The 26,774-nt window shown below is 72.1% G+C and carries 22 protein-coding genes; 14 read left to right on the top strand and 8 right to left on the bottom strand.

The window, feature by feature from the left end:
• Positions 1–39: 39 nt before the first annotated feature.
• Together ABZZ04_RS26435 and ABZZ04_RS26430 are read right to left on the bottom strand one after the other, a co-directional pair.
• Positions 40–936 (bottom strand): PfkB family carbohydrate kinase, encoded by an 897-nt coding sequence (locus ABZZ04_RS26435; protein WP_356934706.1) that lies wholly within the window; start codon positions 934–936, stop codon positions 40–42.
• Positions 933–1,970, bottom strand: a complete 1,038-nt coding sequence (locus tag ABZZ04_RS26430) for a pseudouridine-5'-phosphate glycosidase (RefSeq protein WP_356934705.1) — start codon at positions 1,968–1,970, stop codon at positions 933–935. The genes ABZZ04_RS26435 and ABZZ04_RS26430 overlap by 4 nt, the downstream gene beginning before the upstream one ends.
• 272 nt (positions 1,971–2,242) lie before the next feature.
• On the opposite strand from ABZZ04_RS26430, the gene ABZZ04_RS26425 reads away from it, so the two are divergent.
• Positions 2,243–2,605 carry a cupin domain-containing protein gene (locus ABZZ04_RS26425; RefSeq protein WP_356934704.1) on the top strand — a complete coding sequence of 121 codons (363 nt, stop codon included), beginning with the start codon at positions 2,243–2,245 and terminating at the stop codon, positions 2,603–2,605.
• A 109-nt stretch (positions 2,606–2,714) separates the two neighbouring features.
• Here the strand turns inward: ABZZ04_RS26425 and ABZZ04_RS26420 are convergent, their stop codons facing one another.
• The 3 genes from ABZZ04_RS26420 to ABZZ04_RS26410 all read right to left on the bottom strand — a co-directional run bounded on the left by ABZZ04_RS26420 (position 2,715) and on the right by ABZZ04_RS26410 (position 5,852).
• Positions 2,715–4,058: an MFS transporter gene (locus ABZZ04_RS26420; RefSeq protein ID WP_356934703.1), complete on the bottom strand. Its 1,344-nt coding sequence runs from the start codon at positions 4,056–4,058 to the stop codon at positions 2,715–2,717.
• A 206-nt stretch (positions 4,059–4,264) separates the two neighbouring features.
• On the bottom strand, positions 4,265–4,807 hold the full coding sequence (locus ABZZ04_RS26415; RefSeq protein WP_356934702.1) for a methylated-DNA--[protein]-cysteine S-methyltransferase: 543 nt from the start codon (positions 4,805–4,807) through the stop codon (positions 4,265–4,267).
• Between the two features lie 91 nt (positions 4,808–4,898).
• Positions 4,899–5,852: a glycerophosphodiester phosphodiesterase family protein gene (locus ABZZ04_RS26410; RefSeq protein WP_356934701.1), complete on the bottom strand. Its 954-nt coding sequence runs from the start codon at positions 5,850–5,852 to the stop codon at positions 4,899–4,901.
• 215 nt (positions 5,853–6,067) lie between these two features.
• Here ABZZ04_RS26410 and ABZZ04_RS26405 point away from each other — a divergent pair, with 215 nt between their 5' ends.
• The 5 genes from ABZZ04_RS26405 to ABZZ04_RS26385 all read left to right on the top strand — a co-directional run bounded on the left by ABZZ04_RS26405 (position 6,068) and on the right by ABZZ04_RS26385 (position 13,211).
• Entirely contained in the window at positions 6,068–6,946 is an 879-nt protein-coding gene (locus tag ABZZ04_RS26405; protein ID WP_356934700.1) for an MHYT domain-containing protein, read from the top strand.
• A gap of 62 nt (positions 6,947–7,008) precedes the next feature.
• Positions 7,009–9,126 carry an excinuclease ABC subunit UvrB gene (gene uvrB, locus ABZZ04_RS26400; RefSeq protein ID WP_356934699.1) on the top strand — a complete coding sequence of 706 codons (2,118 nt, stop codon included), beginning with the start codon at positions 7,009–7,011 and terminating at the stop codon, positions 9,124–9,126.
• A gap of 131 nt (positions 9,127–9,257) precedes the next feature.
• Positions 9,258–9,836 carry a TerD family protein gene (locus tag ABZZ04_RS26395; protein ID WP_283851043.1) on the top strand — a complete coding sequence of 193 codons (579 nt, stop codon included), beginning with the start codon at positions 9,258–9,260 and terminating at the stop codon, positions 9,834–9,836.
• 168 nt (positions 9,837–10,004) lie between these two features.
• A complete protein-coding gene (locus ABZZ04_RS26390) occupies positions 10,005–11,930 on the top strand; it encodes a TerD family protein (protein ID WP_356934698.1) in 1,926 nt (641 codons plus the stop codon).
• A 261-nt stretch (positions 11,931–12,191) separates the two neighbouring features.
• Positions 12,192–13,211, top strand: a complete 1,020-nt coding sequence (locus ABZZ04_RS26385) for a TerC family protein (protein WP_356934697.1) — start codon at positions 12,192–12,194, stop codon at positions 13,209–13,211.
• Positions 13,212–13,370: 159 nt separating this feature from the next.
• On the opposite strand, the gene ABZZ04_RS26380 is transcribed toward ABZZ04_RS26385, so the two are convergent.
• Together ABZZ04_RS26380 and ABZZ04_RS26375 are read right to left on the bottom strand one after the other, a co-directional pair.
• Positions 13,371–14,027 (bottom strand): MBL fold metallo-hydrolase, encoded by a 657-nt coding sequence (locus tag ABZZ04_RS26380; protein WP_356934696.1) that lies wholly within the window; start codon positions 14,025–14,027, stop codon positions 13,371–13,373.
• Between the two features lie 10 nt (positions 14,028–14,037).
• Complete coding sequence (locus ABZZ04_RS26375) at positions 14,038–14,727, bottom strand: maleylpyruvate isomerase family mycothiol-dependent enzyme (RefSeq protein WP_356934695.1); 690 nt, start codon at positions 14,725–14,727, stop codon at positions 14,038–14,040.
• Positions 14,728–14,902: 175 nt separating this feature from the next.
• Here ABZZ04_RS26375 and uvrA point away from each other — a divergent pair, with 175 nt between their 5' ends.
• Positions 14,903–17,974 (top strand): excinuclease ABC subunit UvrA, encoded by a 3,072-nt coding sequence (gene uvrA, locus ABZZ04_RS26370; protein WP_356934694.1) that lies wholly within the window; start codon positions 14,903–14,905, stop codon positions 17,972–17,974.
• A 251-nt stretch (positions 17,975–18,225) separates the two neighbouring features.
• Positions 18,226–18,654, top strand: a complete 429-nt coding sequence (locus ABZZ04_RS26365) for a Rieske (2Fe-2S) protein (protein WP_356934693.1) — start codon at positions 18,226–18,228, stop codon at positions 18,652–18,654.
• A gap of 108 nt (positions 18,655–18,762) precedes the next feature.
• On the opposite strand, the gene ABZZ04_RS26360 is transcribed toward ABZZ04_RS26365, so the two are convergent.
• A complete protein-coding gene (locus ABZZ04_RS26360) occupies positions 18,763–19,689 on the bottom strand; it encodes a hypothetical protein (RefSeq protein ID WP_356934692.1) in 927 nt (308 codons plus the stop codon).
• 236 nt (positions 19,690–19,925) lie between these two features.
• Here ABZZ04_RS26360 and ABZZ04_RS26355 point away from each other — a divergent pair, with 236 nt between their 5' ends.
• From ABZZ04_RS26355 to whiA, 6 genes are all read left to right on the top strand, one after another.
• Positions 19,926–20,588 (top strand): papain-like cysteine protease family protein, encoded by a 663-nt coding sequence (locus ABZZ04_RS26355; protein WP_356934691.1) that lies wholly within the window; start codon positions 19,926–19,928, stop codon positions 20,586–20,588.
• Positions 20,589–20,592: 4 nt separating this feature from the next.
• Entirely contained in the window at positions 20,593–21,510 is a 918-nt protein-coding gene (locus ABZZ04_RS26350) for a hypothetical protein (protein ID WP_356934690.1), read from the top strand.
• Between the two features lie 115 nt (positions 21,511–21,625).
• Positions 21,626–23,719: an excinuclease ABC subunit UvrC gene (gene uvrC / locus ABZZ04_RS26345; RefSeq protein WP_356934689.1), complete on the top strand. Its 2,094-nt coding sequence runs from the start codon at positions 21,626–21,628 to the stop codon at positions 23,717–23,719.
• Positions 23,716–24,705, top strand: coding sequence for an RNase adapter RapZ (gene rapZ, locus ABZZ04_RS26340; protein WP_356934688.1), 990 nt, complete (start codon positions 23,716–23,718; stop codon positions 24,703–24,705). The genes uvrC and rapZ overlap by 4 nt, the downstream gene beginning before the upstream one ends.
• Positions 24,702–25,736 carry a uridine diphosphate-N-acetylglucosamine-binding protein YvcK gene (gene yvcK / locus ABZZ04_RS26335; RefSeq protein WP_356934687.1) on the top strand — a complete coding sequence of 345 codons (1,035 nt, stop codon included), beginning with the start codon at positions 24,702–24,704 and terminating at the stop codon, positions 25,734–25,736. The genes rapZ and yvcK overlap by 4 nt, the downstream gene beginning before the upstream one ends.
• A complete protein-coding gene (gene whiA, locus ABZZ04_RS26330; RefSeq protein WP_030919772.1) occupies positions 25,727–26,716 on the top strand; it encodes a DNA-binding protein WhiA in 990 nt (329 codons plus the stop codon). The genes yvcK and whiA overlap by 10 nt, the downstream gene beginning before the upstream one ends.
• The last annotated feature ends 58 nt before the right edge of the window (positions 26,717–26,774 follow it).

The following is a 26,774-nucleotide window of genomic DNA, read 5'->3' as shown; positions in this document are numbered from 1 at the left end:
CGCTGTCCTCGTCCCGGTGCGGTCGGCGCGGCCGGTGCGTCACGGGTCCGGGCGACCGCCCACGGTCGTGACCGCCTCCGCCCCCGCCCGGCAGCCCGCGGCCACGGCCGATGCGTCGTCCGCCCCGGACAGGTACGCCGCCAGGTAACCGCCGGTGAACGCGTCGCCCGCGCCCGTCGAGTCCACGGCACCGCCCGCCCGAACGCCCGGGACGTGCCGGACCACCGCACCGGCGGCGGCCAGCAGCGCCCCGTCCGCGCCGAGCGTGACGACCACCCGGCCGGCCAGGAGGCTCAACTTGGCCGCGGCGTCGGCCGGTTCGGGCAGGCCGGTGAGGATCCGGGCCTCGTCCGCGTTGGGCAGCAGCAGATCGACGCCCTCCACCGCCGTCAGGAACCGGTCGGCGCCCAGCTCGGCCAGGAAACCCGCCGAGGCCGGGTCGACGCTCACCGGAATCCGGCGCCGCCGGGCCTCCCGCAGGGCGAGCAGCGCCGTCGACCGGCTCGTCGCGGCGAAGAGGAGGTACCCGGAGAGGTGGAGGTGGGCGACGCCGTCCAGCAGCGACGGCGACCAGTCGTCGGGGGAGAGACGGAGCACCGCGCCGCTGTCGGTGAGGAAGGTGCGTTCGGCGGCGGAATCGACGAGGGCGACGACGGTGGCGGTCGGCTCCTCGTCGTCCACGGCCAACAGGCAGCGCACCCCCGCCCGTTGCAGCGCACCCCGGTGCCAGTCCGCACTGTCCGCGCCGACCCGGGCCAGCAACCGTACGTCGCGGCAGCCCGAACGGGCCGCCCAGCACGCGACGTTGGCCCCCGCGCCACCGGGGAGGGTGCGGATACGGGCCGGGGTGTCCGTGCCGTGGACCAGCGCCGTTGCGTGCCGGGCCACCACATCCGTGACCACGTCCCCGATGACGAGCAGCCCGCGGTCGGTCACCGGCCGGCCGCCGGGTCCGGGCGCGGCGAGGAGTCCCGGTGCGACGCCTGGTCCGGGTGCGGCGCAGGGTCCTGGTGCGACGCCGGGTTCCGTACGGTGGCCGTCCACGCGCCGGAGATCCGTGCGGCGAGCGCGACGTTCCCCCGTACGGCCGCCAGATTGGCCTCCAGCGAGGCACCCCCGGTCCCGCGCACCAGGCGCTCCAGCAGGAACGGGGTGACGGCCTGTCCCTCGATGCCTCGCTCCCGGCACTCCTCCAGGGCCTCGGCCAGCACGCGGTCGTGGAGCGCCGGGTCCAGCTGTTCCGCCACGGGCACGGGGTTGGCGACCACGAGCGCGGTCCCGGGGCCGCCGAGCGCGTCCTGCGCCCGCATCACGTCCGCGACCTCCTCGGGCGACCGCACCGTCCAGTCGACCGGCTCGCCCGAGCTGTTGAGGTAGAAGCCGGGGAAGCGGTCGGTGCCGTAACCGAGCACCGGGACGCCGAGCGTCTCCAGGCGCTGCAGTGTCGCCGGGACGTCCAGGATCGACTTCACCCCCGCGCACACCACGGTGATGCCGGTCCGGGCGAGGAGCCGGAGGTCGGCGGACTCGTCCTGGGTCCGGGTCCACTCCCGGTGCACGCCGCCGAGGCCGCCCGTCGCGAAGACGCGCAACCCCGCGCGGGCGGCCAGGAACGCCGTCGCGGACACGGTCGTGGCCCCGCTCGCACCCGTCGCCAGGGCGGGGGCGAGGTCGCGGTGCCCCAGCTTCCGCATCGCCGGGTCCGTGGCGACCCGTTCCAACTGGGCCTTGTCCAGGCCGATGTGGGCCCTTCCGTCGAGCACGGCGATCGTGGCGGGAACCGCCCCGGCGGACCGTACGAGTCCTTCGAGCTCCTCGGCCACCCGCAGGTTGCGGGGGCGCGGCAGACCGTGGGCGATGATCGTCGACTCCAGGGCCACGACGGGGTGGTGCGTGGCGAGGGCCGCCCGTACCTCGGTGGAGAGGGCGGGGGCGTGGGAATCTGCGCTGTGCGACGCATTCGATGACATGTCCACATCCCTGTCGCGGAGGTGCCCGCCTCAAACGTGGGAAAGGGGCAACGGGCCCGCGCGACGCGGCCGGTGCGGACGGTGCGCGCGGCGGGCACCGCGCGGCGCGGGTGGTGCGAGGGACGGACCCGACGAAGGGCGGCCCCGGTGAGGGACGGACCCGGTGAAGGGCGGGCGGGTGCTGTACGAGTGTCGCGCGGTTCGCCGATGCGGCTTCCGCTACGGTGCCGTGGCCGACGGGCCCGCCGACAGGGGTACTAGGGTGACCGGGCATGACCACTATTGATCAGTCCCCTGCCTCGTTCGTCGTGCACATTCCGGATGCCGAACTCGAACCCGAACCGCTCGACCCCGCGCAGATCGTCTCGGGCGAGCCCGTGGTGACCGGCAAGGTGCTCTGGGAGTCGCCCGACGGGAAGCAGACTCGCGGGATCTGGCAGATCACCCCCGGGGTGGTCACCGACACCGAGGCCAACGAACTCTTCGTGGTCGTCAGCGGGCGCGCGACCGTGGCAGTCGACGGCGGGGCGACGATGGAGATCGGTCCGGGCGACGCCTGTGTGCTGCGCGAGGGCGACCGCACGACATGGACCGTGCACGAGACGCTGCGCAAGGCGTACCACATCAGCTCCTGAGACCCCTGGTCCACCGGGCCCCACGCGTCACACCGTCACGGGCACTTACCTTCCGTCCCCGTCCCCGCCCCCGCCCCGTACGACATTCCTCGGGCCTTCGCCCCGCACGTCACTGCTTCCCGGTCGTGTCGGCCGGGGCCGGCTCCGGGGCCGTGGCGGTGGGGCGGGTGAGCGCCCGGCGCAGTGTCAGCGCCGCCATCGGCAGCAGCAGGCACACCCCCACCACGTTCAGCCAGCCGTAGCTCGCCCGCGCGACGATGACCCCGGCGACCGCTCCGCCGATGCCCGCCGCCGTGTTCATGGTCAGGTCCGACAGGCCCTGCACGGCGGCGCGGGCCGCCTGGGGCACGGAGTCGGTGAGCAGTGCCGAACCGGCGACGAGCCCCGCCGACCAGCCCAGTCCGAGCGTGAAGAGACCGGCCGCCGTCTGCCCGTGGCTGGGGCCCGCGGTACCGGCCAGGAGCGCGGCGCAACAGAGCAGCCCGGCCGCCAGGCCGATCACGGCGAGCCGGCCGAAGCGGTCCGACAGCCAGCCCATCACGGGGGAGAACGCGTACATGCCCATGATGTGACCGCTGATGACCAGGCCGATCAGCTGGAGCCCGGCGCCGTGGTGACCCAGGTCCACCGGGGTCATCACCATGATCGAGACCATCGTGGTGTGCGAGACGGCCACGGTCACCAGCGCCAGCCGCGCCATCGGCGAGGCCCGGACCGCCGCGATGCCCGCCCGCAGCGAACGGCCCGCCGGTGACCCGTCGTCCTGCGGGGCCAGGGCCCGCGCGGTGAGCAGGGGGTCGGGCCGCAGCAGTGCCCCGACCACCACGGCGGCCAGCAGGAAGATCCCGGCCGCGAAGAAGAACGGACCCGCTTCCTCGGATATCGCGGTGCCGCGGAAGAGGTGGCCCACCGGGGCGGCGATGTTCGGCCCGAGGACGGAACCGATCGTGGTGGCCCAGATGACGGTGGAGATCGCCCGGGCCCGCCGGTCCGGCTCGGCCAGGTCCGCGGCGGCGAACCGGGCCTGCAGATTGGCCGAGGAACCGGCACCGAACGCGGCCATGCCGAGCAGCAGCAGGGGGAAGCTCTCCACGAGGGTGGACACGACCACGAGCCCCGCGCCGAGCGCGCCGATCAGATAGGCCAGCACGAGACCGGGGCGTCGGCCGCGCGAGGTCATCAGCGCCGCCAGCGGCAGCGAGAGCAGGGCGGTCCCCGCCACCGAGGAGGTGGGGGCCAGCCCGGACAGGGCCTCGGATCCGCCCACCTCCGTGGCCAGCACGGGGGCCAGTGCGATGCCGATCGGCACGCCGAGGCCGCCGAGTATCTGGCTGGCTATGAGCACCACGGACGTTCTGCGTTGCAGCGCGGGCAACTCTGCTGCCGTGACCCGGGCGGCTTCGGGGCGGCCGGACCCGGTGGAGGTGTCAGGTGCGTCAAGGGGGTTGGTCACTGACGCAGTGTGCCAGCCCGTACGAAGGTGCGAAACAGGGTTCCGGTCGATCCGGGCGACCCGGGCCGGTATCGAAGGGCGCTCGGAACCCGGCGGCGAGGGGGATCTCGGAACCCGGCAGCGAGAGGATCTCGGAACCGGCATTGAAGGAAGCCCGAAGCCCGGTACGGGGAGAGGTGCCCGAAGCCCGATGCCGGGGAAGGCGCTCAGAACAGCGGCTGCGGCAGCACGCCCTCCAGGGCCAGCAGCTTCCGCTTCGTTTCGAGTCCGCCGCCGAACCCGCCGAGTCCGCCGCCGCTCTCCACCACCCGGTGGCACGGCACCACCACCGGAAGCGGATTGGAGCCCATCGCCGCCCCGACCGCCTGCGCGGCCCCCGGCTGCCCGACCCGCTCGGCGAGGTCCCCGTACCCGACGACCGTCCCGTACGGCACCCCCGCCGCCAGCTCACGGAGCACCTGGCGATTGAAACCGGAGGTCAGCGACCAGTCCAGGGCGAGCGAGAACTCCCGCGACGAGCCCGCGAAATACGCCGCGAACTGTCGTATCGGCTCGGCGAGCCGGGCGGAACCGGGACTCTCCACCGGCTCCGCGCCCAGTCGCGCCCGCAGCTGCCCGACGGCCTTCTCGCGCACCTCGGGACGGGCGTGGAACACCACGCTCACCAGGCCCGTGCCGGTCGCGGCAAGGAGCAGCGGACCGATGTCGCTCCCGACGACGGCCCACTCGACGACCCCGTTGCTGTTCATGGGAACCACGGTACGACCGGCCACTGACAACCGGCCGCGGCGCCGGGACCGGCCGACGGGCCGGACCCGGTACCGGGGCGGGACAGGGACGTCAGCCCCGGCCCGTGGCCTCGCGCACCACGTCGGGGTTGTTGGTGATGATCCCGTCCACGCCGAGGCCCGCCAGCCGCTTCGCGGTCGCCGCGTCGTTGACCGTCCAGGTGTTGACCCGGAGCCGCTTGTCGTGAGCGCCCTTCAGCGCGTGCACCGCGGTCACGTAGTCGGCCGTGACCGAGGAGTGGGCGGGGTTGATCTGGTCGGTGAAGGCCGCGTACGAGGGAAGGTCGGCCACCGCGGGGGTGCCGAGGAAACCGGTCGTGACGTCGGGGCGCTGCTGGTGCACCTTCTTCACGCTGTCGGCGCCGAAGCTCTGGATGACGAGCCGGTTCTTCACGTGGTCGCGGTCGAGCCACCCCTGCTGACGCAGTACCCGCAGGGTCGCCTTCTCGATGCCCGGGTAGATCTCGGGGCTCTTGATCTCCAGCAGCAGCTTCTGCCGGTTGCGCTCGACCCGGTTCAGGTACTGCTTGAGCGTGGGCACCCGGGCCCCGACGAACTCCGGCCCGAACCAGCTGCCCGCGTCCAGCCGGGCGATCTCCGCGGCCGTGAAGTCCTTCACCGCCCACGAGGTCCGGTCGGGGAAGACCTCCTCGACGTTCGTGGTCCGCTTCAGATCGGTGTCGTGCATGACCACCAGCACGCCGTCCTTGGAGAACTGGACATCGTTCTCCACCCAGTCGATGCCCAGGTCGTCGGCCTTGTCGACGGCGGCCAGGGTGTTCTCCGGCGCGTACGCCGAGGCGCCCCGGTGGGCGAAGACGACGGGGGCGTTCCGCTTCGGACCCCCGGTCCGGGCGCTGACGGTCCGGACGTCCGCGACCGTGGTCGTGTGCCCCGCGGTCGTGGTCCTGCCCGTGTTCCGGGTGTCGGTGGACGACATCAGCAGCGCGCCGGCCCCCATCACGGCTGCGGCGGTGAGGACGGCGGTTGCGGTACGTGCGTACACGTGGACTCCTTGCGTCAGAGTTGCGGCAGGGCCGAGAGTGACAGCCGTGCCCCAACGGGGGACAGGCGAAGGATGGCCACAACGTGAACGCCGCCGTCGACACCGGGTCACGGGCCGATTTCCATGTCTATAAGATGCAGCTCTTCTGTTTGTCTGCCGGGCCTCGCGCTTTAGGGTCACCTCCGGACCCGGGCTTCCGCGAAGGGCGTACGAGCATGCAGGGCACGATCGACGGTTTCAGCTACGGGGCGGTGACGCCCGTCGCGGCCTTCCTCATGGCCTGCCTCGGCGCGGCTCTCGGACTGCGCTGCACGACCCGCTCGCTGCGCACCGAACGCTCCTTCAAGGCCGGCTGGCTGGCCCTCGGCGCGACCTCCATCGGCTCCGGCATCTGGACGATGCACTTCATCGCGATGATGGGCTTCTCCGTCGAAGGAGTGGTGATCGGCTACGACAAGCCGATCACCTTCGCCAGCCTCGCGGTCGCGATCGGCATGGTCGGCGTCGGGATCTTCCTCGTCGGATACCGCGGCGCCACCCGCATGGCACTGGTGACGGGCGGCACCATCACCGGACTCGGCGTGGCCACCATGCACTACCTGGGCATGGCCGGAATACGTCTGGACGGGCAGCTGGAGTACGACACGGTCACCGTGGCCCTCTCCGTGGTCATCGCCGTGGTGGCCGCCACCACGGCGCTCTGGGCGGCCGTGTCCATCCACGGTTTCCTGCCCAGCCTCGGGGCCAGCGTCGTGATGGGCGTGGCGGTGAGCGGCATGCACTACACCGGCATGGCGGCGCTCAGCGTCCACCTGCACCCCGGCTCCGGCAACGTGTCCGGCACCACGGCCGCCCCGCTCGTCCCGCTGCTGATCGGCCCCGGCTGCTTCCTGGTCATCGCCGCGGTGGTCGTGATGTTCGACCCCCTGATGGTGCTGGGCACCCCGGACTGGAACGACTCCAAGGCCGCGAACGGAGCGGTACGCCCGCCCGGGACACCGGCCCGGCGGCAGGTGCCGCGGTTCGGGACGCACGCCGACCCGGCGTCGTTCCACTCCCGTCCGCGCGACCCCGCACCGCCCGGGGAGTGGTGACCGCGGGCCGGTGGAACGGCCGGACGGACCCGGTTGTCAGTGGGGGGTCGTACGGTGGTCCCATGCGGCCCGTTTCGAAGATCGAACGTTCGGTGGCGCCTTTCGAGGTCGTCAGTCCCTACCAGCCCAGCGGCGACCAGCCCGCGGCCATCGCCGAGCTGGAACGGCGCATCCGCGCGAACGAGAAGGACGTCGTCCTGCTCGGCGCGACCGGCACCGGAAAGTCCGCGACCACCGCGTGGATGATCGAGAAGCTGCAGCGCCCCACCCTCGTGATGGCACCGAACAAGACGCTCGCGGCCCAGCTGGCGAACGAGTTCCGTGAGCTGCTGCCCAACAACGCCGTCGAGTACTTCGTCTCGTACTACGACTACTACCAGCCCGAGGCGTACGTCCCGCAGTCGGACACCTACATCGAGAAGGACTCCTCGATCAACGAGGAGGTCGAGCGGCTGCGCCACTCCGCGACGAATTCGCTGCTCACCCGGCGCGACGTCGTCGTGGTCGCCTCCGTCTCCTGCATCTACGGCCTCGGCACACCCCAGGAGTACGTGGACCGGATGGTCCAACTCAAGGTGGGCGACGAGATCGACCGCGACCAGTTGCTGCGCCGCTTCGTCGAGATCCAGTACACCCGCAACGACCTCGCGTTCACCCGGGGCACCTTCCGGGTCCGCGGCGACACCATCGAGATCTTCCCGGTCTACGAGGAGCTCGCCGTCCGCATCGAGATGTTCGGCGACGAGATCGAGGCGCTCTCCACCCTCCACCCGCTCACCGGCGAGGTGATCAGCGAGGACCGGTCCCTCCACGTCTTCCCCGCCAGCCACTACGTCGCGGGCCCCGAGCGCATGGAGAAGGCGGTCGACGGCATCGAGCGGGAGCTGGAGCAGCGCCTCGCCGAGCTGGAGAAGCAGGGCAAGATGCTGGAGGCCCAGCGGCTGCGGATGCGCACCACGTACGACATCGAGATGCTCCGGCAGATCGGCACCTGCTCCGGCGTCGAGAACTACTCGATGCACTTCGACGGCCGCTCGCCCGGCACCGCCCCGCACACCCTCCTCGACTACTTCCCCGAGGACTTCCTCCTCGTCCTCGACGAGTCGCACGTCACCGTGCCGCAGATCGGCGCGATGTACGAGGGCGACGCCTCCCGCAAGCGGACCCTCGTCGACCACGGCTTCCGGCTGCCCTCCGCGCTCGACAACCGCCCGCTGAAGTGGGAGGAGTTCCAGGAGCGGATCGGCCAGACCGTCTACCTCTCCGCCACCCCCGGCACGTACGAGCTGTCCCGGGGCGACGGCTTCGTGGAACAGATCATCCGCCCCACCGGCCTCGTCGACCCGGAGGTCGTCGTCAAGCCCACCGAGGGCCAGATCGACGACCTGGTGCACGAGATCCGCATCCGCGCCGAGAAGGACGAGCGGGTCCTGGTCACCACCCTCACCAAGAAGATGGCCGAGGACCTCACCGACTACTTCCTGGAGCTCGGCATCCGGGTCCGCTACCTGCACAGCGACGTGGACACGCTGCGCCGCATCGAGCTGCTGCGCGAACTGCGCTCCGGCGAGTACGACGTACTGGTCGGCATCAACCTCCTGCGCGAGGGTCTCGACCTGCCCGAGGTGTCGCTCGTCGCCATCCTCGACGCGGACAAGCAGGGCTTCCTGCGCTCGGGGACGTCCCTGATCCAGACCATCGGGCGCGCCGCCCGCAACGTCTCGGGCCAGGTCCACATGTACGCCGACACGATCACCCCGGCGATGGCCCGGGCCATCGACGAGACCAACCGCCGCCGCGAGAAGCAGATCGCCTACAACACCGAGCGCGGTCTCGACCCGCAGCCCCTGCGGAAGAAGATCAACGACATCGTCGCGACGATCGCCCGCGAGGAGGTCGACACCGAGCAGCTGCTCGGCACCGGCTACCGCCAGACGAAGGGCGCCAAGGCACCCGTGCCCGCACTGGCCAAGCAGACCGGCGCCAAGCGGGCCGGGGACGGCGCCGGGACGGTCACCGACCGGCCCGCCGCCGAACTCGCCGGGATCATCGAGGAGATGACCGACCGGATGCGGGCGGCCGCCGCGGACCTCCAGTTCGAGGTGGCCGCGAGACTGCGCGACGAGGTGGGGGAGTTGAAGAAGGAGTTGCGCCAGATGCGCGAGGCGGGTCTCGCCTGACCGCGTTGCGTTCGGTGTGTTGCAGGACCGACACAAAATGGCCCCGAACGGTCGCACTGTCGGTGTGACTGCGTAGGGTGCTGGGAAACCGCGCACGGATGGTTGCGGGGAAAGCGGAGAGGGGACAGCGCGTGACGGTCAATATGACCAAGGGTCAGGCCATCAGCCTGCAGAAGGGCGACGGAGGGACCCTGACCGCGGTGCGGATGGGGCTGGGCTGGCAGGCCGCGCCGCGCCGTGGTCTGTTCGGTTCGCGTACACGGGAGATCGACCTCGACGCCTCGGCGGTGCTCTTCGCCGACAAGCAGCCGGTCGACGTGGTCTTCTTCCGTCACCTCGTCAGCGACGACGGCTCGGTCCGGCACACCGGGGACAACCTGGTCGGCGGCGCCGGTTCCGGCGGCGACGACGAGGCGATCCTCGTCGACCTGCAGCGGGTGCCGGTCCACATCGACCAGATCGTCTTCACGGTGAACTCCTTCACCGGCCAGACGTTCCAGGAGGTGCAGAACGCCTTCTGCCGCATCGTCGACGAGACCAACGGCCAGGAACTCGCCCGCTACACGCTGGACGGCGGAGGCCAGTACACCGCTCAGATCATGGCGAAGGTGCACCGCGCGGGGAGCGGCTGGCAGATGACCGCCCTCGGCAACCCGGCCAACGGCCGGACCTTCCAGGACCTGATGCCGTCGATCCTGCCGCACCTGTGAGCAGGGCCTGATCGGACCGGTACACACCGGTAACCGCAGCTCCCGGCGGCATCGGCCGCCGGGAGCTGCACCGCATGGCGCCGTACCGCACACGGCGCACCGCAGGGCGCCGCGGAGCCCTGCGGCACATCGCACGGCAGTGAAGCGAATCGTCGAGGGGACAGGGCAATGACGGCCGAGCTGGTCCGGGGGCAGAACCACACCTTGCCCCAGACCCGTCTGGAGATCCGGGTATCGGCCGGCACGCCCGTCGTGGCCGGTGCCACGCTCGGCGACGAGAACGGCACGGTGCACGGCACCGAGTGGGTCGTCCACCCGGGATCGCCCCAGCTGCCCGGCCTGGAGGTGTCCCGCCAGGCCGCCGCCGACCACCGGCTCGCCGTCGACCTCGACGCCCTGCCGGACGCGGTGCACCGGGTCACCGTGCTGCTGGCCCTGCCCACGGGCGTCGGCGGCCCGAGCCGGTTCGGCGCGGTCGCCTCGCCGTTCGTCGCGGTCACCGGACTCGACGGCACCGAGATCGCCACGTTCACCCTCACCGGCCTGGACACCGAGTCCGCGGTCGCGGCCCTGGAGCTCTACCGCCGCCAGGGCGCCTGGAAGGTCCGCGCCGTCGGCCAGGGCTACGCGGGCGGCCTCGCCGCCATGCTCGCCGACCAGGGCCTGTCCCGGGCGGCCGACCTGGCCCACTCGATCCAGGAAGCGGTCACCCGCGCGACGGCCCGCGCCGTCACCCCGCCCCCGCCGCGCACCCCGGACACCGGCCGCGCCGGCCACGGCACGGGCCCGGTACCGCCCCCGCACGACCCCCGGCCGGCCGAACCGCTCACGGAGCCCGCCGCCCCGCCGGCCCCGCCCGCCACGGGCGGCGGCCGCATCGACTACGCGCACCCCCGCCGCCAGGCCGCCGCTCCGCCGCCGCCCCCGCCCACCGCCCCGCCCGCGCAGCCTGGCCGGCCGGCCCAGCCCGTCGCGGGGGACGCGACCGGCTGGTCCATGGACGAGCGCCTCTACAACCAGATCTGGGGCATGTTCGAGGACCTGGCCCGCACCGCCGCCGCGTACCGCAGCGCCGTGGAGTTCGCCGAGTCCCGCATGGAGCAGGAGCTCGACCGGACCCTGTCCGACCCGCGCAGCCGCATCGGGGGCACGGGCGACCGGGCCCGCGAGGAGGCCCGCGCCAAGCGCGACGAGCTGACCGCCCGCGCCCGCGAGACCCTCGACCGCGACCTCGCCCAGCTCGCCGCGGAGTCCGACGTCGTGGAACCCGCGCTCCCCGCCGCGTTCGCGCGCTGGGACAACCCCGTCTGGCACGCCTACCGCGTCCCGATGGAGATCCCCATGGCGCTGCGCATCGGCGACCTCCACCTCCCCGAGAAGCCCGACCTGCACATCCCGCTGCTGGTCCGGCTGCCGCTGGAGCGGGGGATCTGGATCGACAGCGGCCGTACGGCTTCCGACGCCGCGGCCCTGATGGACACCACCCGGCTGCGCACCCTGGCCATGGAGAGCGCGGTCGCCCACGCGGCACGCCTGCTGGCCGTCTACCCGGCCGACGAGTTCTCCGTCCACGTCATCGACGCCGCGGGCTCCGGGGCCGGGGCGCTCGCCCCACTGGTGCACTCCGGGGCGCTCGCCGGGCCGCCCGCCGCCGGGGCCCAGGGGGTCGCCTCGGTCCTCGCCCACCTCACCCGGCGCGTCGACCTGGTGCAGATGGCGATCCGGGCGGGCGCCGCCGACTCGCTCCCGCCGGATCTCGACACGGGCGAGCAGCTGCTGATCGTCAACGACTTCCCGCACGGCTTCGACGACCGCGCCGTCACCCAGCTGCGCTACCTCGCCGACGAGGGCCCCTCGGTCGGCGTCCACCTCCTGATGGTCGCGGACCGGGAGGACGCCGCCGGGTACGGGCCGGTGCTCGACCCGCTGTGGCGCTCGCTGCTCCGGCTCACCCCGGTCCCCGACGACCACCTCGCCGACCCCTGGGTGGGGCACGCCTGGACGTACGAGCCGCCGGTGATGCCGCCCGGGAGCCGGGTCCTGGAGCAGGTGCTCGCCGCGGTGGCCGCCGCCCGCCGGCCCCGGCAGTACTGACCCGCGGACCGTTCCGGCCTTTCCCGTACCGCCCTGACCAGTGCTTTTGAAGGAGCTTTACCTTTCTCTTTACCTTTCCTTGGGATTACCTGTACTGTTCTTTGGGCGGAGGGGAGTACTCCCGTACGCGGCGTTCCCGTCAGTACGGACCGTGACCGGTCCCGGGGCGCCGGCCCGTGGCGCAGCCCGCGCCCCCGGGTGGAAGAGACCTCCGGCAGCGACGACGCTGATCAGTAGCCGTAGCGAACTGCCGGAGGCGCAGTGGACGTTTCATGGACCCTCTGGGCGCTGACCATTCTTGGTCTGTCAGCCCTCATCGCCGTCGACTTCTTCATCGGGCGCAAGCCCCATGACGTGACGACCAAGGAAGCCGGGATCTGGACGGTCATCTGGATCGCGCTGGCCGTCCTCTTCGGGCTCGGCCTGCTGGTCTTCGGTGAGAGCCAGGCGTCGGGCGAGTTCTTCGCCGGCTTCATCACCGAGAAGTCGCTCAGCGTCGACAACCTCTTCGTCTTCGTCCTGATCATGGCGAAGTTCTCGGTGCCCTCGCACCTCCAGCAGCGGGTGCTGCTCGTCGGGGTGCTGATCGCGCTGGTGCTGCGAGCCGTCTTCATCGCCGCCGGTGCCGCCGTGATCGCCAACTTCTCGTGGGTCTTCTACATCTTCGGCGCGTTCCTGATCTACACCGCCTGGAAGCTCATCCAGGAGGCGCGGGCCGGCGAGGAAGAGGAGGAGTTCGAGGAGAACCGTCTCCTCAAGACGGTCGAGCGCCGCTTCGGGGTCGCCGACCGCTACCACGGCACCAAGCTCTTCATCCGGAACAACGGCAAGCGCGTCCTGACCCCGCTGATGGTCGTCATGCTCGCCATCGGCACCACCGACGTGCTGTTCGCCCTGGACTCCATTCCCGCGATCTTCGGCCTGACCCAGGACCCGTACATCGTCTTCACCGCCAACGCCTTCGCCCTGATGGGGCTGCGGCAGCTGTACTTCCTGATCGGCGGGCTGCTGAAGAAGCTCGTCCACCTCAGCTACGGCCTCTCGGTCATCCTCGGCTTCATCGGCGTGAAGCTGGTACTGCACGCGCTGCACGAGTCCGGGGTGAACGTCCCCGAGATCTCCATCCCGGTGTCGCTCGGCGTCATCTGCGGCGTGCTGGTGATCACCACGATCACCAGCCTCGTCGCCGGCCGGAAGCGGGAGCGGGCCGAGGCCGCCGCGCGGACGGACGGGATCACGGACGAGACCGTGGACAAGAAGGGGGCCGACGTCGACGCCTGAGCCCGCGGGCCGGCCCGGCATCCGCCCGGCCGGCCCGACGGGAGACGGCACCGGCCGGGGCGCGCAACACTTCGTTGCCCGCCCCGGCCGGTGTTTCTCGGTCGGAGGGTGTCCCCGGTGCGGGGAGCGGCGGTCCGCCGGTGGCGTCCGCGACTCGGATCACCAGCCGCGGGCGCGCCACTGCGGCAGCTGCGGACGCTCGTCGCCGAGCGTGGTGTCGTGCCCGTGCCCCGGGTAGACCCACGTCTCGTCGGGCAGCCGGTCGAAGAGCTTGGTCTCCACGTCGTGGAGCAGGCTCGCGAAGGCCTCGGGGTCCTTGTGGGTGTTGCCGACCCCGCCCGGGAAGAGGCAGTCCCCGGTGAACAGGTGCGGGGCGCCGTGCGGGTCGTCGTAGACCAGCGCGATGGAACCCGGGGTGTGACCGACGAGGTGGCGGGCGGTCAGGGCGACCCGGCCCACCCGGACCGTGTCGCCGTCGTCGACCAGGACGTCGGTCGGGACCGGGATGCCCTCGGCGTCGTACCGTCCGGCGTGGGTCCGCGCCCCGGTGGCCGCGACGACCTCGCCGAGTGCCTGCCAGTGGTCGCCGTGCCGGTGGGTGGTGACGACGGACGCGATGCCGTCGTCACCGATCAACCGCAGCAGCGTCCCGGCCTCGGCGGCCGCGTCGATCAGCAGTTGCTCGCCGGTGGCCCGGCAGCGCAGCAGGTACGCGTTGTTGTTCATCGCGCCGACGGCGACCTTGGAGATCATCAGGTCCGTCAGCTCGTGCACGTCGGCGGGCCCGCCGACCCTGACCGCTCCGCTGTACGTCATGCGACTCAGCCTATAGCGGGGGGAGCGCGGGGAGGGGGCCTCCCTCGACGGTCAGCGCCGACCCGTCGCGACGCCCGCAGAGCCAGCCGAGCAGCTCGGGAGCGGTGCCGCGGACGGTGACGGGGGAGCCTGCCGCGCCGCCGCCGGTCGTCCGGGTCCGGCCCGCCCCGTCGACCACGCCCGTGGCCACGACGTCGGGGTGCCCGTCGAACCGCTCGACGAGGAAGTCGATCTCCTTGGAGACGAACTCCTCCGGCAGGTCCTCCAGCTCGTAGCCGATGCCCAGGTCGACGTGGTGCAGCTCGACCTCGACGCGGCGCCGGAAGGGAACCCGGGAGGCCGAGTCCGTCACGCCGTTGCGCAGCGTGACCGTGCGGGACCAGTCGGCCGGGGCCGAGGCGGCCTCCGCGAAGCGGGCCGCGCTCCCGGCCAGGTCGGCCAGCTGTTCGTCCTGCGGCCGGGGCGCGTCGCGCTCGATGTCGCGGTCGCGGGTTTCGCTGTCTGCGTACATGGGCCGGGCGTGGAGAACGTTCACGAGCGCGTCGGCGTTACGGGAGAGGTGCGCGAGGACGTGTCCCCGGCTCCAGCCCGGCAGCCGGGACGGCAGGGCGAGCGCGGCGTCGTCCAGCTTTCCGGCCGCGTCGAGCAGCCGATCGGTGGCCTCGCGAAGGGCTTCCAGGTCGTGCACATGATCGTTCATGGGGCCGAGCCTAGCCCCGCCACTCGTTCGGGTGAAGGAGACCGAGGGCGTCCATAAATCGAATGCGCGTGCTATACGCTCGGAGTCGAAAGCTTCGTACAACGCTGTGGCGCCCCCCATACCCTGGGACGGGGGCTCAGTTCCCCCATTTCTCTCCAGAAAGGTGCGGACCGGCGTGGCCGACCGTCTCATCGTCCGTGGCGCTCGCGAGCACAACCTCAAGAACGTCTCGCTCGACCTCCCCCGCGACTCCCTCATCGTCTTCACCGGGCTCTCCGGGTCGGGCAAGTCGTCCCTCGCGTTCGACACGATCTTCGCCGAGGGCCAGCGGCGCTACGTGGAGTCCCTCTCCTCGTACGCCCGCCAGTTCCTCGGCCAGATGGACAAGCCGGACGTCGACTTCATCGAGGGACTCTCGCCCGCCGTCTCCATCGACCAGAAGTCGACCTCGCGCAACCCGCGCTCGACGGTCGGCACCATCACCGAGGTCTACGACTACCTCCGCCTGCTCTTCGCCCGGATCGGCAAGCCGCACTGCCCCGAGTGCTCCAGGCCCATCTCGCGCCAGTCCCCGCAGGCCATCGTCGACAAGGTGCTCGGCCTCCCCGAGGGCAGCCGCTTCCAGGTGCTCTCGCCGCTGGTGCGCGAGCGCAAGGGCGAGTTCGTCGACCTCTTCTCGGACCTGCAGACCAAGGGCTACAGCCGGGCCCGGGTCGACGGCGCGACCATCCAGCTCTCCGAGCCGCCCAAGCTCAAGAAGCAGGAGAAGCACACCATCGAGGTGGTCGTCGACCGGCTCACGGTCAAGGACGGCGCCAAGCGCCGGCTGACCGACTCGGTCGAGACCGCGCTCGGGCTCTCCGGCGGCATGGTCGTGCTCGACTTCGTCGACCTCCCCGAGGACGATCCCGAGCGTGAGCGGATGTACTCCGAGCACCTCTACTGCCCGTACGACGACCTCTCCTTCGAGGAGCTGGAGCCGCGCTCCTTCTCGTTCAACTCGCCCTTCGGCGCCTGCCCCGACTGCACGGGCATCGGTACGCGGATGGAGGTCGACCCGGAGCTGATCGTCCCCGACGAGGAGAAGTCGCTCGACGAGGGCGCGATCCACCCCTGGTCGCACGGCCACACCAAGGAGTACTTCGGCCGGCAGATCAACGCGCTCGCCGAGGCACTCGGATTCCGTACGGACATTCCCTGGGCCGGGTTGCCGCAGCGCGCCAGGAAGGCCCTGCTCTTCGGCCACAAGATCCAGACCGAAGTCCGCTACCGCAACCGCTACGGGCGGGAGCGCGCGTACACCACCCCCTCGTTCGAAGGGGCGGTGCAGTTCGTCAAGCGGCGGCATTCCGAGGCCGAGAGCGACTCCAGCCGGGAGCGCTTCGAGGGCTACATGCGCGAGGTGCCCTGCCCGACCTGCGAGGGCACCAGGCTCAAGCCGATCGTGCTCGCCGTGACGGTGATGGAGAAGTCCATCGCCGAGGTCTCCGCGATGTCGATCAGCGAGTGCGCCGAATTCCTCGGCCGCCTGAAGCTGAACGCCCGCGACAAGAAGATCGCCGAACGGGTCCTCAAGGAGGTCAACGAGCGACTGAAGTTCCTGGTCGACGTCGGCCTCGACTACCTCTCGCTCAACCGTGCCGCGGGCACCCTGTCCGGCGGCGAGGCCCAGCGCATCCGGCTGGCCACCCAGATCGGCTCCGGCCTGGTCGGCGTGCTGTACGTGCTGGACGAGCCGTCCATCGGCCTGCACCAGCGGGACAACCACCGGCTGATCGAGACCCTGGTCCGGCTCCGCGACATGGGCAACACGCTCATCGTCGTCGAGCACGACGAGGACACGATCAAGGTCGCCGACTGGGTCGTCGACATCGGCCCCGGCGCCGGTGAGCACGGCGGCAAGGTGGTCCACTCCGGGTCGCTCAAGGAACTGCTCGGCAACGACGAGTCGATCACCGGCCAGTACCTGAACGGCAGGAAGTCGATCCCGACGCCCGAGATCCGCCGCCCGGTGGACCCGGAGCGCACGCTCACGGTGCACGGCGCCCGGGAGAACAACCTCCAGGACATCGACGTCTCCTTCCCGCTCGGCGTGCTCACCGCCGTCACCGGCGTCTCGGGCTCCGGGAAGTCGACGCTGGTCAACGACATCCTCTACACCCACCTGGCCCGGGAGCTGAACGGCGCCAAGTCGGTCCCCGGCCGTCACACCCGGGTCGACGGGGACGACCTGGTCGACAAGGTGGTGCACGTCGACCAGTCGCCCATCGGCCGTACGCCCCGGTCCAACCCGGCCACGTACACCGGTGTCTTCGACCACGTCCGCAAGCTGTTCGCGGAGACGATGGAGGCGAAGGTGCGCGGCTACCTGCCGGGCCGCTTCTCCTTCAACGTCAAGGGCGGCCGCTGCGAGAACTGCTCCGGCGACGGCACGATCAAGATCGAGATGAACTTCCTGCCGGACGTCTACGTCCCGTGCGAGGTCTGCCACGGGGCGCGCTACAACCGGGAGACCCTGGAGGTCCACTACAAGGGCAAGTCCATCGCCGAGGTGCTGGACATGCCGATCGAGGAGGGCCTGGAGTTCTTCGAGGCCGTCCCGACGATCGCCCGTCACCTCCGCACGCTCAACGAGGTCGGTCTCGGGTACGTGCGGCTCGGCCAGTCGGCGCCGACGCTCTCCGGCGGCGAGGCGCAGCGGGTGAAGCTCGCCAGCGAGCTGCAGAAGCGCTCCACCGGCCGTACGGTCTACGTCCTGGACGAGCCGACCACGGGGCTGCACTTCGAGGACATCAGCAAGCTCATCAAGGTGCTCTCCGGGCTGGTCGACAAGGGCAACTCGGTGATCGTCATCGAGCACAACCTCGATGTGATCAAGACCGCGGACTGGGTCGTCGACATGGGCCCCGAAGGGGGCAGCGGCGGCGGTCTGGTCGTCGCCGAGGGCACCCCGGAGCAGGTCGCCTCGGCCCCCGCCAGCCACACCGGGAAGTTCCTCCAGGAGATCCTGGACCCGGACCGGGTGAGCGAGGCCGCGGTGCCCGCCGCCCGCAAGCCGCTGCGGAAGACGGCCGCGAAGAAGAAGACGGTCGCCGCGAAGTCGGCCCCGGCCAGACGGACGGCCACGGCCCGGACGGGCACGGGCAGGGCCGCCAAGTCCGCCGAGGCCGGGACGGACGGGGCGGCGAGGAAGCCGGCCGCGAAGAAGCCCGCGGCGAAGCGGACGACCCGCGCCCGCGAGGCCTGAGCCGGGAAGCACTCGGCACACGGGCGGGGCGTCGGGGACGACCCGCCCGTACCGAGCCCCGGCCTCGACCGGGAAGGACCGGGAACGGACGGTGCCGGGCCGGGGACGGCGGGGCTCGGGTGGGCCGGGCGCGGGGGCTGTCGGGGGCGCCGGTATCGTCGGTTCCGTCACCGATGGCGCTGATGCCCAGGTACTCCCGGTGCCTCAGCCGTCCCCGTTGTCCCTCCGTCCCTCCGACCAGTGGAGACCGCATGCCCGGCCAGCCCGCCGCCCGCCGTACCGTGCTGAAGGGCGCCGCTCTCGCCGGCGCCGCCGGGCTGGGAGTGGCCGCCTGCTCGACCGAATCGAAGCTCGGCCACGCCGAGACGCCGACGCCGACCGCCCCCGTGACGCTCGGCGCGCCGGAGGAGGTCCCGGTCGGCGGCTCCAAGCTCTACCGCGAGCAGCGGCTCGTCGTCACCTGCCCGGCCAAGGGCCAGTACAAGGCGTTCAGCGCCCAGTGCACCCACGGCGGCTGCCTGCTGGACAAGGTCGAGGACAACGTGGGCAACTGCCCCTGTCACGGCAGCCACTTCGACACCACGACCGGCAAGGCGACGCGCGGCCCGGCCACCGCGCCGCTGCCCGCGGTCCCGGTCCGGATCGAGGGCGGAAAGCTGATCGCGGGCCCCGAGGTCTGACCGACCGGCGCACACGCCCCGCACCGGCCGGGGGCCGGACGCCGGTCCCCGCGCCGTGCCGCGCCTGCCTCGCCTTGCCGCACCTGCCGTGCCTCGCCGGGGCCGGGGTCACTCCCAGTCCCAGTCGATGCCGACCAGGCCGGGCCGCACCCCCTGTTCCACCAGGTGAACGGTCCGGTGCCGGCCGGTGAGCGTGAGGTCCGTACGGGCGCCGCGCGGCGCCCCCGCCGAGATCTGGGCGAAGCGCCGGCACCGTACCGGAAGCGCCGCCTCGTCGAACCCCACCTGCAGCACGTACTGCCCGCCGCCGAAGCTGAAGCCGCGCACGTACTCGCCGCACGGGCCTCCCGTGCCGTCGTCGAAGCCGTAGCCGAAGAGGTACGTGTCGCCCGACCTGAGCCGGGTGTCGAAGAGCAGCTCGGCGACGAGGACCCCCGTACCGCCGTCCCAGCGGATCCGCCCCGTCCGGCAGTTCTCCCGGGCCGCCACCGCCACCCGCGCCGGATCGCAGCCCGGGTCGCCCCGGTAGACGGCGAGGTAGCGGTCGATGTCGTCCCGGTGCGCCCGCACCACGTGCTGCGACTCGCGCTGCCGCAGCTCCCGGCCGGGGCCGATCCGCACCCGCTCGTGGTGCCCCACCGTGTGCAGCCCGCCGTCCACCGGTGAGCCCAGCTCCGTGAGCAGCCGTTCCACCGCACCGGACGACTCCAGCAGCGAACGGTACGACCGCGCGGCCGGGCGGTCGGTCTCCGGGCGGCCGTTCCCGGTGTCCAGCAGCCGGAGCAGCGAGTTGCCCGGCAGCTCCAGCACCTCCTCCAGCGCCTTCACGGCCCGCAGGGACTCGGCGCGCTGCGGGCGCCTGGCCCCCTGCTGCCAGTAACTCAGGCTGGTCACCCCGACCTTGACCCCGCGGTGCGCGAGATGGTGCTGCACCCGCTGGAGCGGCAGCCCGCGCACCGCGAGCGCGGTCCGCAGCGCCAGATGGAACGGGCCGGTGTGCAGCACCTGCGACAGTTCGGCCTCGGTGTGCCGCATGGGTCCTCCAGATGACCGGGTGAACGTTCACGACGCGGCGTGGGAGGACCGCGTCGACGGGGGCGGTTGCGCAGGTGGCCGGGGGAGGGCCGTTCACGTGTCCGCCACGCCGTTCACACCGCGATGTTCCCCCGCATTGAAGCGTGTTGACCCGGTCCCGACAACGGTTGATGCTCCTCGGGCAGCGTCCGGACGCGCTCCCGCGATCACCCATCCCCCGCATCGGGAGGAACGTCATGCGCAACCGAAGAATCCGACCGGGCCGGTTCCCCGCCGCGGCCGTCCTGGCCGCCGTGCTCCTCGCACTGCCGACGGCGACGGCCTCGGCGGCCAGGCTCCCCGCCACGACCGCCCCCGCCCCGCACGCCACCGTCGCCGCGGCGCCGGCGGACCCGGCCGCCACCGCGGACGGCATCGCCGCGACCCGGCGCCTGGACATCACCATGCAGGCCCAGCAGAAGACCAACTGGTGCTGGGCGGCGTCCGGCAACACCATCGCCACCTGGTTCGGCCGGAACTACTCGCAGAACCAGTTCTGCAACGCCGCCTTCGGCCGTGCTCAGGGCTACGAGTGCCCCAACTCGCAGGCCACGCTCGGCAACGTCCAGGACGGGCTGTACTGGGCCGGGGTCAACCCCGGTTCGTACGTCACCGGCTGGCTGCGCTACCCCACCGTCCAGGCCGAGATCGCCGCGGGACGCCCCGTGGAGACCCGCATCCAGTGGTCCTCGGGCGGCGGGCACATGCACGTCCTGTACGGGTACGACGACTCGGGCAGCTGGGTCTACTGGGGCGACCCCTGGCCCTCCAGCAACCGCTACAACTGGGCCTCGCACGCCTGGTACGTCAACAACGCCGAGTTCTCCTGGACCCACTCGCTCTACCGGATCGGGGCGTGACGAGATGAGCCGCACGACCGCCCGTACCACCGCCCGCTCCACTGCGCGCACCGCCCGGTCCACGGCTGCCGCCCTGGCCGCCGTCGGCGTCCTGACCGGCGCCGCCCTGCTCACCGTCGCCGCTCCCGGGGCGAGCGCCGCACCAGGCCCCGGCACCGGACCCGCGGTCGGCCCGGCCGCGCTGAGCGCCGCCCGGCACGCGGCGGCCGACGCCGGGACGCTGGACACCCTGTCCCGGTTCTTCGCCCGCGAGGGCGCCGTCACGAGGTCCGCGGCGGCTCCCCGCCTCGTCGGCGCGACCGTGCCCGTGTACACCCTCGCCCCGGACTTCGTCGCCGGGAAACCGGGCGCACCGGTGGCCGGACTGGACTACCTCGCCACCACGGCCGTCTCCTCGGACGGGCAGAAGGCGTCCCTGTGGACCCTTCCGAAGGAAGGGAAGGACGGCGGCTGGCAGGTGGTGAACATAGCCACCGGCGACGACGAGGCGCGGTACGCCGCCGCGGGCGCCCGCGAACTCCCCGGCGGGACGGTCTTCCGCGAACCGCAGACGGACGCCTGGTTCGTGCAGAAGGGGACCAGGGTGCTCCCGCTGGACCGGGACGCGGTCCGCGCGGTCGGCGCCCGCGGCACCACGCTGGCCGCCTATCGTGCCCGGGTACGGAAGGCGTACGGCGACAAGCTCCCCGGTTCCGGGTACGCGCGCTCCGGGAAGGCGGGCGGCTACGCACCGTCCGCACCCGCCACCGGCTCCGGGCCCGCGCCCGCCGGCAAGGAGTCCCGGGTCGTCGCCGCGAGCGCGGTGCCCGGCCCGGCGCTGACCGCCACCTCGGCCGCCGCCGGGGCCGGTGCCCTCGCCGTACTGGCCCTCGGCGGCGCCGCGGCCCTGCGCGACCGGCGACGACGCCGGGCGCCCCGCTGACCGGCGGCATCCCAGGACCCGTGCTCCGGGGCGCGCTCCCACTGCCCGCGCCCCGGAGCACGGCACCGTTTCGGGACCGGCCGCGCTGTCACTGCCCGCAAGTAGGGTGGGGCACATGGCAGACCCCTCCAGCTACCGCCCCAAGCCGGGACAGATCCCCGACTCCCCGGGGGTCTACAAGTTCCGGGACGAGCACCGCCGGGTGATCTACGTCGGCAAGGCCAAGAACCTGCGCCAGCGCCTGGCCAACTACTTCCAGGACCTGGCCGCGCTCCATCCGCGTACGCGCACGATGGTCACCACCGCCGCCTCGGTGGAATGGACGGTCGTGTCCACGGAGGTCGAGGCCCTCCAGCTGGAGTACTCCTGGATCAAGGAGTTCGACCCCCGGTTCAACGTCAAGTACCGCGACGACAAGAGCTATCCGTACCTCGCGGTCACGCTCGACGAGGAGTTCCCGCGCGTGCAGGTCATGCGCGGGGCCAAGAAGAAGGGCGTGCGCTACTTCGGCCCGTACGGCCACGCCTGGGCGATCCGCGAGACGGTCGACCTGATGCTCCGGGTCTTCCCGGTCCGCACCTGCTCCGCCGGGGTGTTCAAGAACGCCGCCAGGACCGGCCGCCCCTGCCTCCTCGGCTACATCGGCAAGTGCTCGGCCCCCTGCGTCGGCCGCGTCACCGCCGAGGAGCACCGCGAACTGGCGGACGGTTTCTGCGACTTCATGGCCGGCCGTACCGGTACGTACATCCGCCGTCTGGAGAAGGACATGATGGCGGCGGCCGAGGAGATGGAGTACGAGCGTGCGGCCCGGCTCCGCGACGACGTGGAGGCCCTCAAGCGGGCCATGGAGAAGAGCGCCGTCGTCCTCGCCGACGCCACCGACGCCGACCTGATCGCGGTCGCCGAGGACGAGCTCGAAGCGGCGGTCCAGATCTTCCACGTGCGCGGCGGCCGGGTGCGCGGCCAGCGCGGCTGGGTCACCGACAGGGTGGAGAACGTCGACACCGCGGGCCTGGTCGAGCACGCCCTGCAGCAGCTGTACGGCGAGGAGGCGGGGGACTCCGTCCCCAAGGAGGTCCTCGTACCGGCCCTGCCCGAGGACCCGGACGCGGTCTCCCAGTGGCTCGCCGGACGGCGCGGCTCCCAGGTCAGCCTGCGCGTTCCGCAGCGCGGCGACAAGAAGGACCTGATGACGACGGTCCAGCGCAACGCCCAGCAGGCCCTCGCCCTGCACAAGACCAGGCGCGCCTCCGACCTCACGACCCGCTCCCGCGCCCTCGAGGAGATCGCCGGGGCGCTCGGCCTCGACTCGGCCCCGCTGCGCATCGAGTGCTTCGACATCTCGCACCTCCAGGGCGACGACGTGGTCGCCTCCATGGTCGTCTTCGAGGACGGGCTCGCCCGCAAGAGCGAGTACCGCCGCTTCCAGATCAAGGGCTTCGAGGGCCAGGACGACGTCCGGTCGATGCACGAGGTGATCGGCCGCCGGTTCAAGCGGTACCTCCAGGAGAAGGAGCGGACGGGGGAGTGGGAGGAGACCCCCGGGACCCCCGAGGCTTCCGGGACTCCTGAGACCCTCGGGGCCCCCGACGCCTCCGGGGCCCCCGATGCCCCCGGGATCTCGGGGATCTCGGGGATTCCCGGGACCTCCGACCCGGACGGCGAGGCACGCGAGGACGACGGCCGTCCCAAGCGGTTCGCCTACCCGCCGCAGCTCGTCGTGGTCGACGGCGGCCGGCCGCAGGTCGCGGCGGCCAAGCGGGCCCTCGACGAGCTGGGGATCGACGACGTCGCCGTCTGCGGCCTCGCCAAGCGCCTCGAAGAGGTCTGGCTGCCCGATGACGACGACCCCGTCGTCCTGCCCCGCTCCAGCGAGGGGCTCTACCTCCTCCAGCGCGTCCGCGACGAGGCCCACCGCTTCGCGATCACGTACCAGCGCGCCAAACGGGCCAAACGCATCCGCTCCAGCCCCCTGGACGCCGTCCCCGGCCTCGGTGAAACCCGGAAACAGTCGTTGATCAAGCATTTCGGCTCCGTGAAGAAGCTGAAGCAGGCGACAATCGACGAGATCTGCGAGGTTCCGGGGATAGGCCGCAGAACGGCGGAATCGGTGGCTGTCGCCCTCGCATCGGCCGCCCCGGCCACGCCTGCCGTGAACACGGCGACAGGAGAGATCATTGAAGAGGACGACGGGGGCAGCACGACATGACCGAGCGTGAGAACGAGCACGAAGCCGGCACCGGGAACGAAACCGGGGCCGGCGGCACCGACCGAGCAGACGGAGCAGGACACGTGAGTACGGGCACCACCATCGAGACCGGAGACGGGAACGCGGCCATTCCCGAGCTGGTGATCATCTCGGGGATGTCGGGCGCCGGGCGCAGCACCGCGGCCAAGTGTCTGGAGGACCTCGGCTGGTTCGTCGTCGACAACCTGCCGCCCGCCCTGATCCCCACCATGGTCGAGCTCGGCGCCCGCTCCCAGGGCAACGTGGCGCGGATCGCCGTCGTCGTCGACGTACGGGGCCGCCGTTTCTTCGACAACCTCCGCGAGTCCCTCGCCGACCTGGAGGCCAAGCACGTCACCCGGCGCATCGTCTTCCTGGAGTCCTCCGACGACGCCCTGGTCCGCCGCTTCGAGTCGGTCCGCCGCCCGCACCCCCTCCAGGGCGACGGCCGGATCGTCGACGGCATCGCCGCCGAGCGGGACCTGCTGCGCGAGCTGCGCGGCGACGCCGACCTGGTGATCGACACCTCCAGCCTCAACGTGCACGAACTGCGCGCCAAGATGGACGCCCAGTTCGCCGGCGAGGAGGAGCCGGAGCTGCGCGCCACGGTCATGTCGTTCGGCTTCAAGTACGGCCTGCCGGTCGACGCCGACCTGGTGGTCGACTGCCGCTTCCTGCCCAACCCGCACTGGGTCCCCGAGCTGCGCCCGTTCACCGGGCTCAACGAGGAGGTCTCCGCCTACGTCTTCGACCAGCCCGGCGCCAAGGAGTTCCTCAACCAGTACACCGAGCTGCTCCAGCTCATCGCCGCCGGATACCGCCGCGAGGGCAAGCGCTACGTGACGATCGCCGTCGGCTGCACGGGCGGCAAGCACCGCTCGGTCGCCATGTCCGAGAAGCTCGCCGCCCGGCTCGCCACCGAAGGCATCGAGACCGTCCTCGTGCACCGGGACATGGGGCGCGAGTGACCAGCCGCAACCTGCGCCTGCGGCGTCTGCGCAGAGCCACCCCCGCGCTGTCCGGCCGCAAGCGCGGCGCCCAGCCCAAGGTCGTCGCCCTCGGCGGCGGCATGGGGCTGTCCGCGTCGCTCGCCTCGCTCCGCCGGATCACCGGCGACCTCACCGCCGTGGTCACCGTCGCCGACGACGGGGGCTCCAGCGGACGGCTCCGCGAGGAGCTCGGTGTCCTGCCCCCCGGCGACCTGCGCAAGGCACTCGCCGCCCTGTGCGGGGACGACGACTGGGGCCAGACCTGGGCCAGGGTGATCCAGCACCGCTTCCAGTCCAAGGGCGACCTGCACGAGCACGCGGTCGGCAACCTGCTGATCGTCGCCCTCTGGGAGCAGCTGGGCGACCACGTCCAGGCCCTGGACCTGGTCGGCAGGCTGCTCGGCGCGCACGGCCGGGTGCTGCCCATGTCCGCCGTGCCGCTGGAGCTCCAGGCGCTGGTCCGGGGACACGACCCGGACCGTCCGGGCGACGTGGACACGGTGCGCGGCCAGGCCACCGTGGCGCTCACCCCCGGCGAGGTGCAGTCCGTCCACCTCGTCCCGCACGACCCGCCGGCCGTCCCCGAGGCGGTCGCCGCGGTGCTGGACGCCGACTGGGTGGTGCTCGGACCGGGATCCTGGTTCTCCTCCGTGATCCCGCACCTGCTCGTCCCCGAACTGCTCGACGCGCTCGTCGAGACCAAGGCCCGCAAGGTCCTCTCGCTCAACCTCGCACCGCAACCCGGTGAAACTGATGGCTTCTCCCCGCAGCGTCATTTGGAGGTTTTGGGACGACACGCCCCTAAACTCGCCCTGGACGTGGTGCTGGCCGACGAAGCCGCCGTGCCCGATCGCGAGTCCCTCGCCGATGCCGCCAAGCGGTTCGGTGCCGCGGTCGAGCTGGCGCCGGTGGCCTCACCCGACGGCGTTCCGATCCATGATCCGGAGCTGTTGGCCGCCGCGTACGACCGTATTTTTCGGATGCATGGAAGGATCGGCCCATGGCGATGACGCCGGCGGTGAAGGACGAAATCTCCCGGCTTCCCGTGACCCGGACCTGCTGCAGAAAAGCAGAGGTATCGGCGATTCTTCGGTTCGCGGGCGGACTGCACCTGGTGAGCGGCCGGATCGTGATCGAGGCGGAGCTGGACACCGCGATGGCGGCGCGCCGGCTGAAGCGGGACATCCTCGAGATCTTCGGGCACAGCTCCGAGCTGATCGTGATGGCGCCCGGTGGTCTGCGACGCGGTTCCCGTTACGTCGTACGGGTGGTGGCGGGCGGCGACCAGCTGGCCCGGCAGACCGGCCTGGTGGACGGCCGCGGCCGCCCCATCCGCGGACTGCCCCCGCAGGTGGTCTCGGGAGCCACCTGCGACGCCGAGGCCGCCTGGCGCGGAGCCTTCCTGGCCCACGGCTCGCTCACCGAGCCCGGCAGGTCCTCCTCCCTGGAGGTGACCTGCCCCGGCCCGGAGGCGGCGCTCGCCCTGGTCGGTGCCGCCCGCCGGCTCTCCATCGCGGCCAAGGCGCGCGAGGTGCGCGGGGTGGACCGGGTCGTCGTCCGCGACGGCGACGCGATCGGCGCCCTGCTCACCCGGCTGGGCGCCCACGAGTCGGTGCTGGCCTGGGAGGAGCGGCGGATGCGCCGCGAGGTCCGCGCCACCGCCAACCGGCTGGCCAACTTCGACGACGCCAACCTGCGTCGCTCCGCGCGCGCCGCGGTCGCCGCGGGTGCCCGGGTGGGGCGCGCCCTGGAGATCCTGGGCGAGGAGGTGCCCGAGCACCTCGCGGCGGCCGGCCGGCTGCGCATGGAGCACAAGCAGGCGTCCCTGGAGGAGCTGGGCGCGCTCGCCGACCCGCCGCTGACCAAGGACGCGGTCGCGGGCCGCATCCGCCGTCTGCTGGCCATGGCCGACAAGCGGGCCCAGGACCTGGGCATCCCGGGCACGGAATCCACCCTCAGCGAGGAGCTCGCCGACGGCCTGGTGGGCTGATCCGGAACCCCTGCGGAACCGGTCCCGACCGGAACGTGCAACACCCTTCGGAGTGTTG

The organism is Streptomyces sp. NPDC006435, assembly GCF_040612315.1.
Taxonomy (GTDB): Bacteria; Actinomycetota; Actinomycetes; order Streptomycetales; family Streptomycetaceae; genus Streptomyces.
The sequence above is the reverse complement of the archived record's forward strand: the minus strand, read 5'-3'. Positions and strand labels throughout refer to the sequence as shown.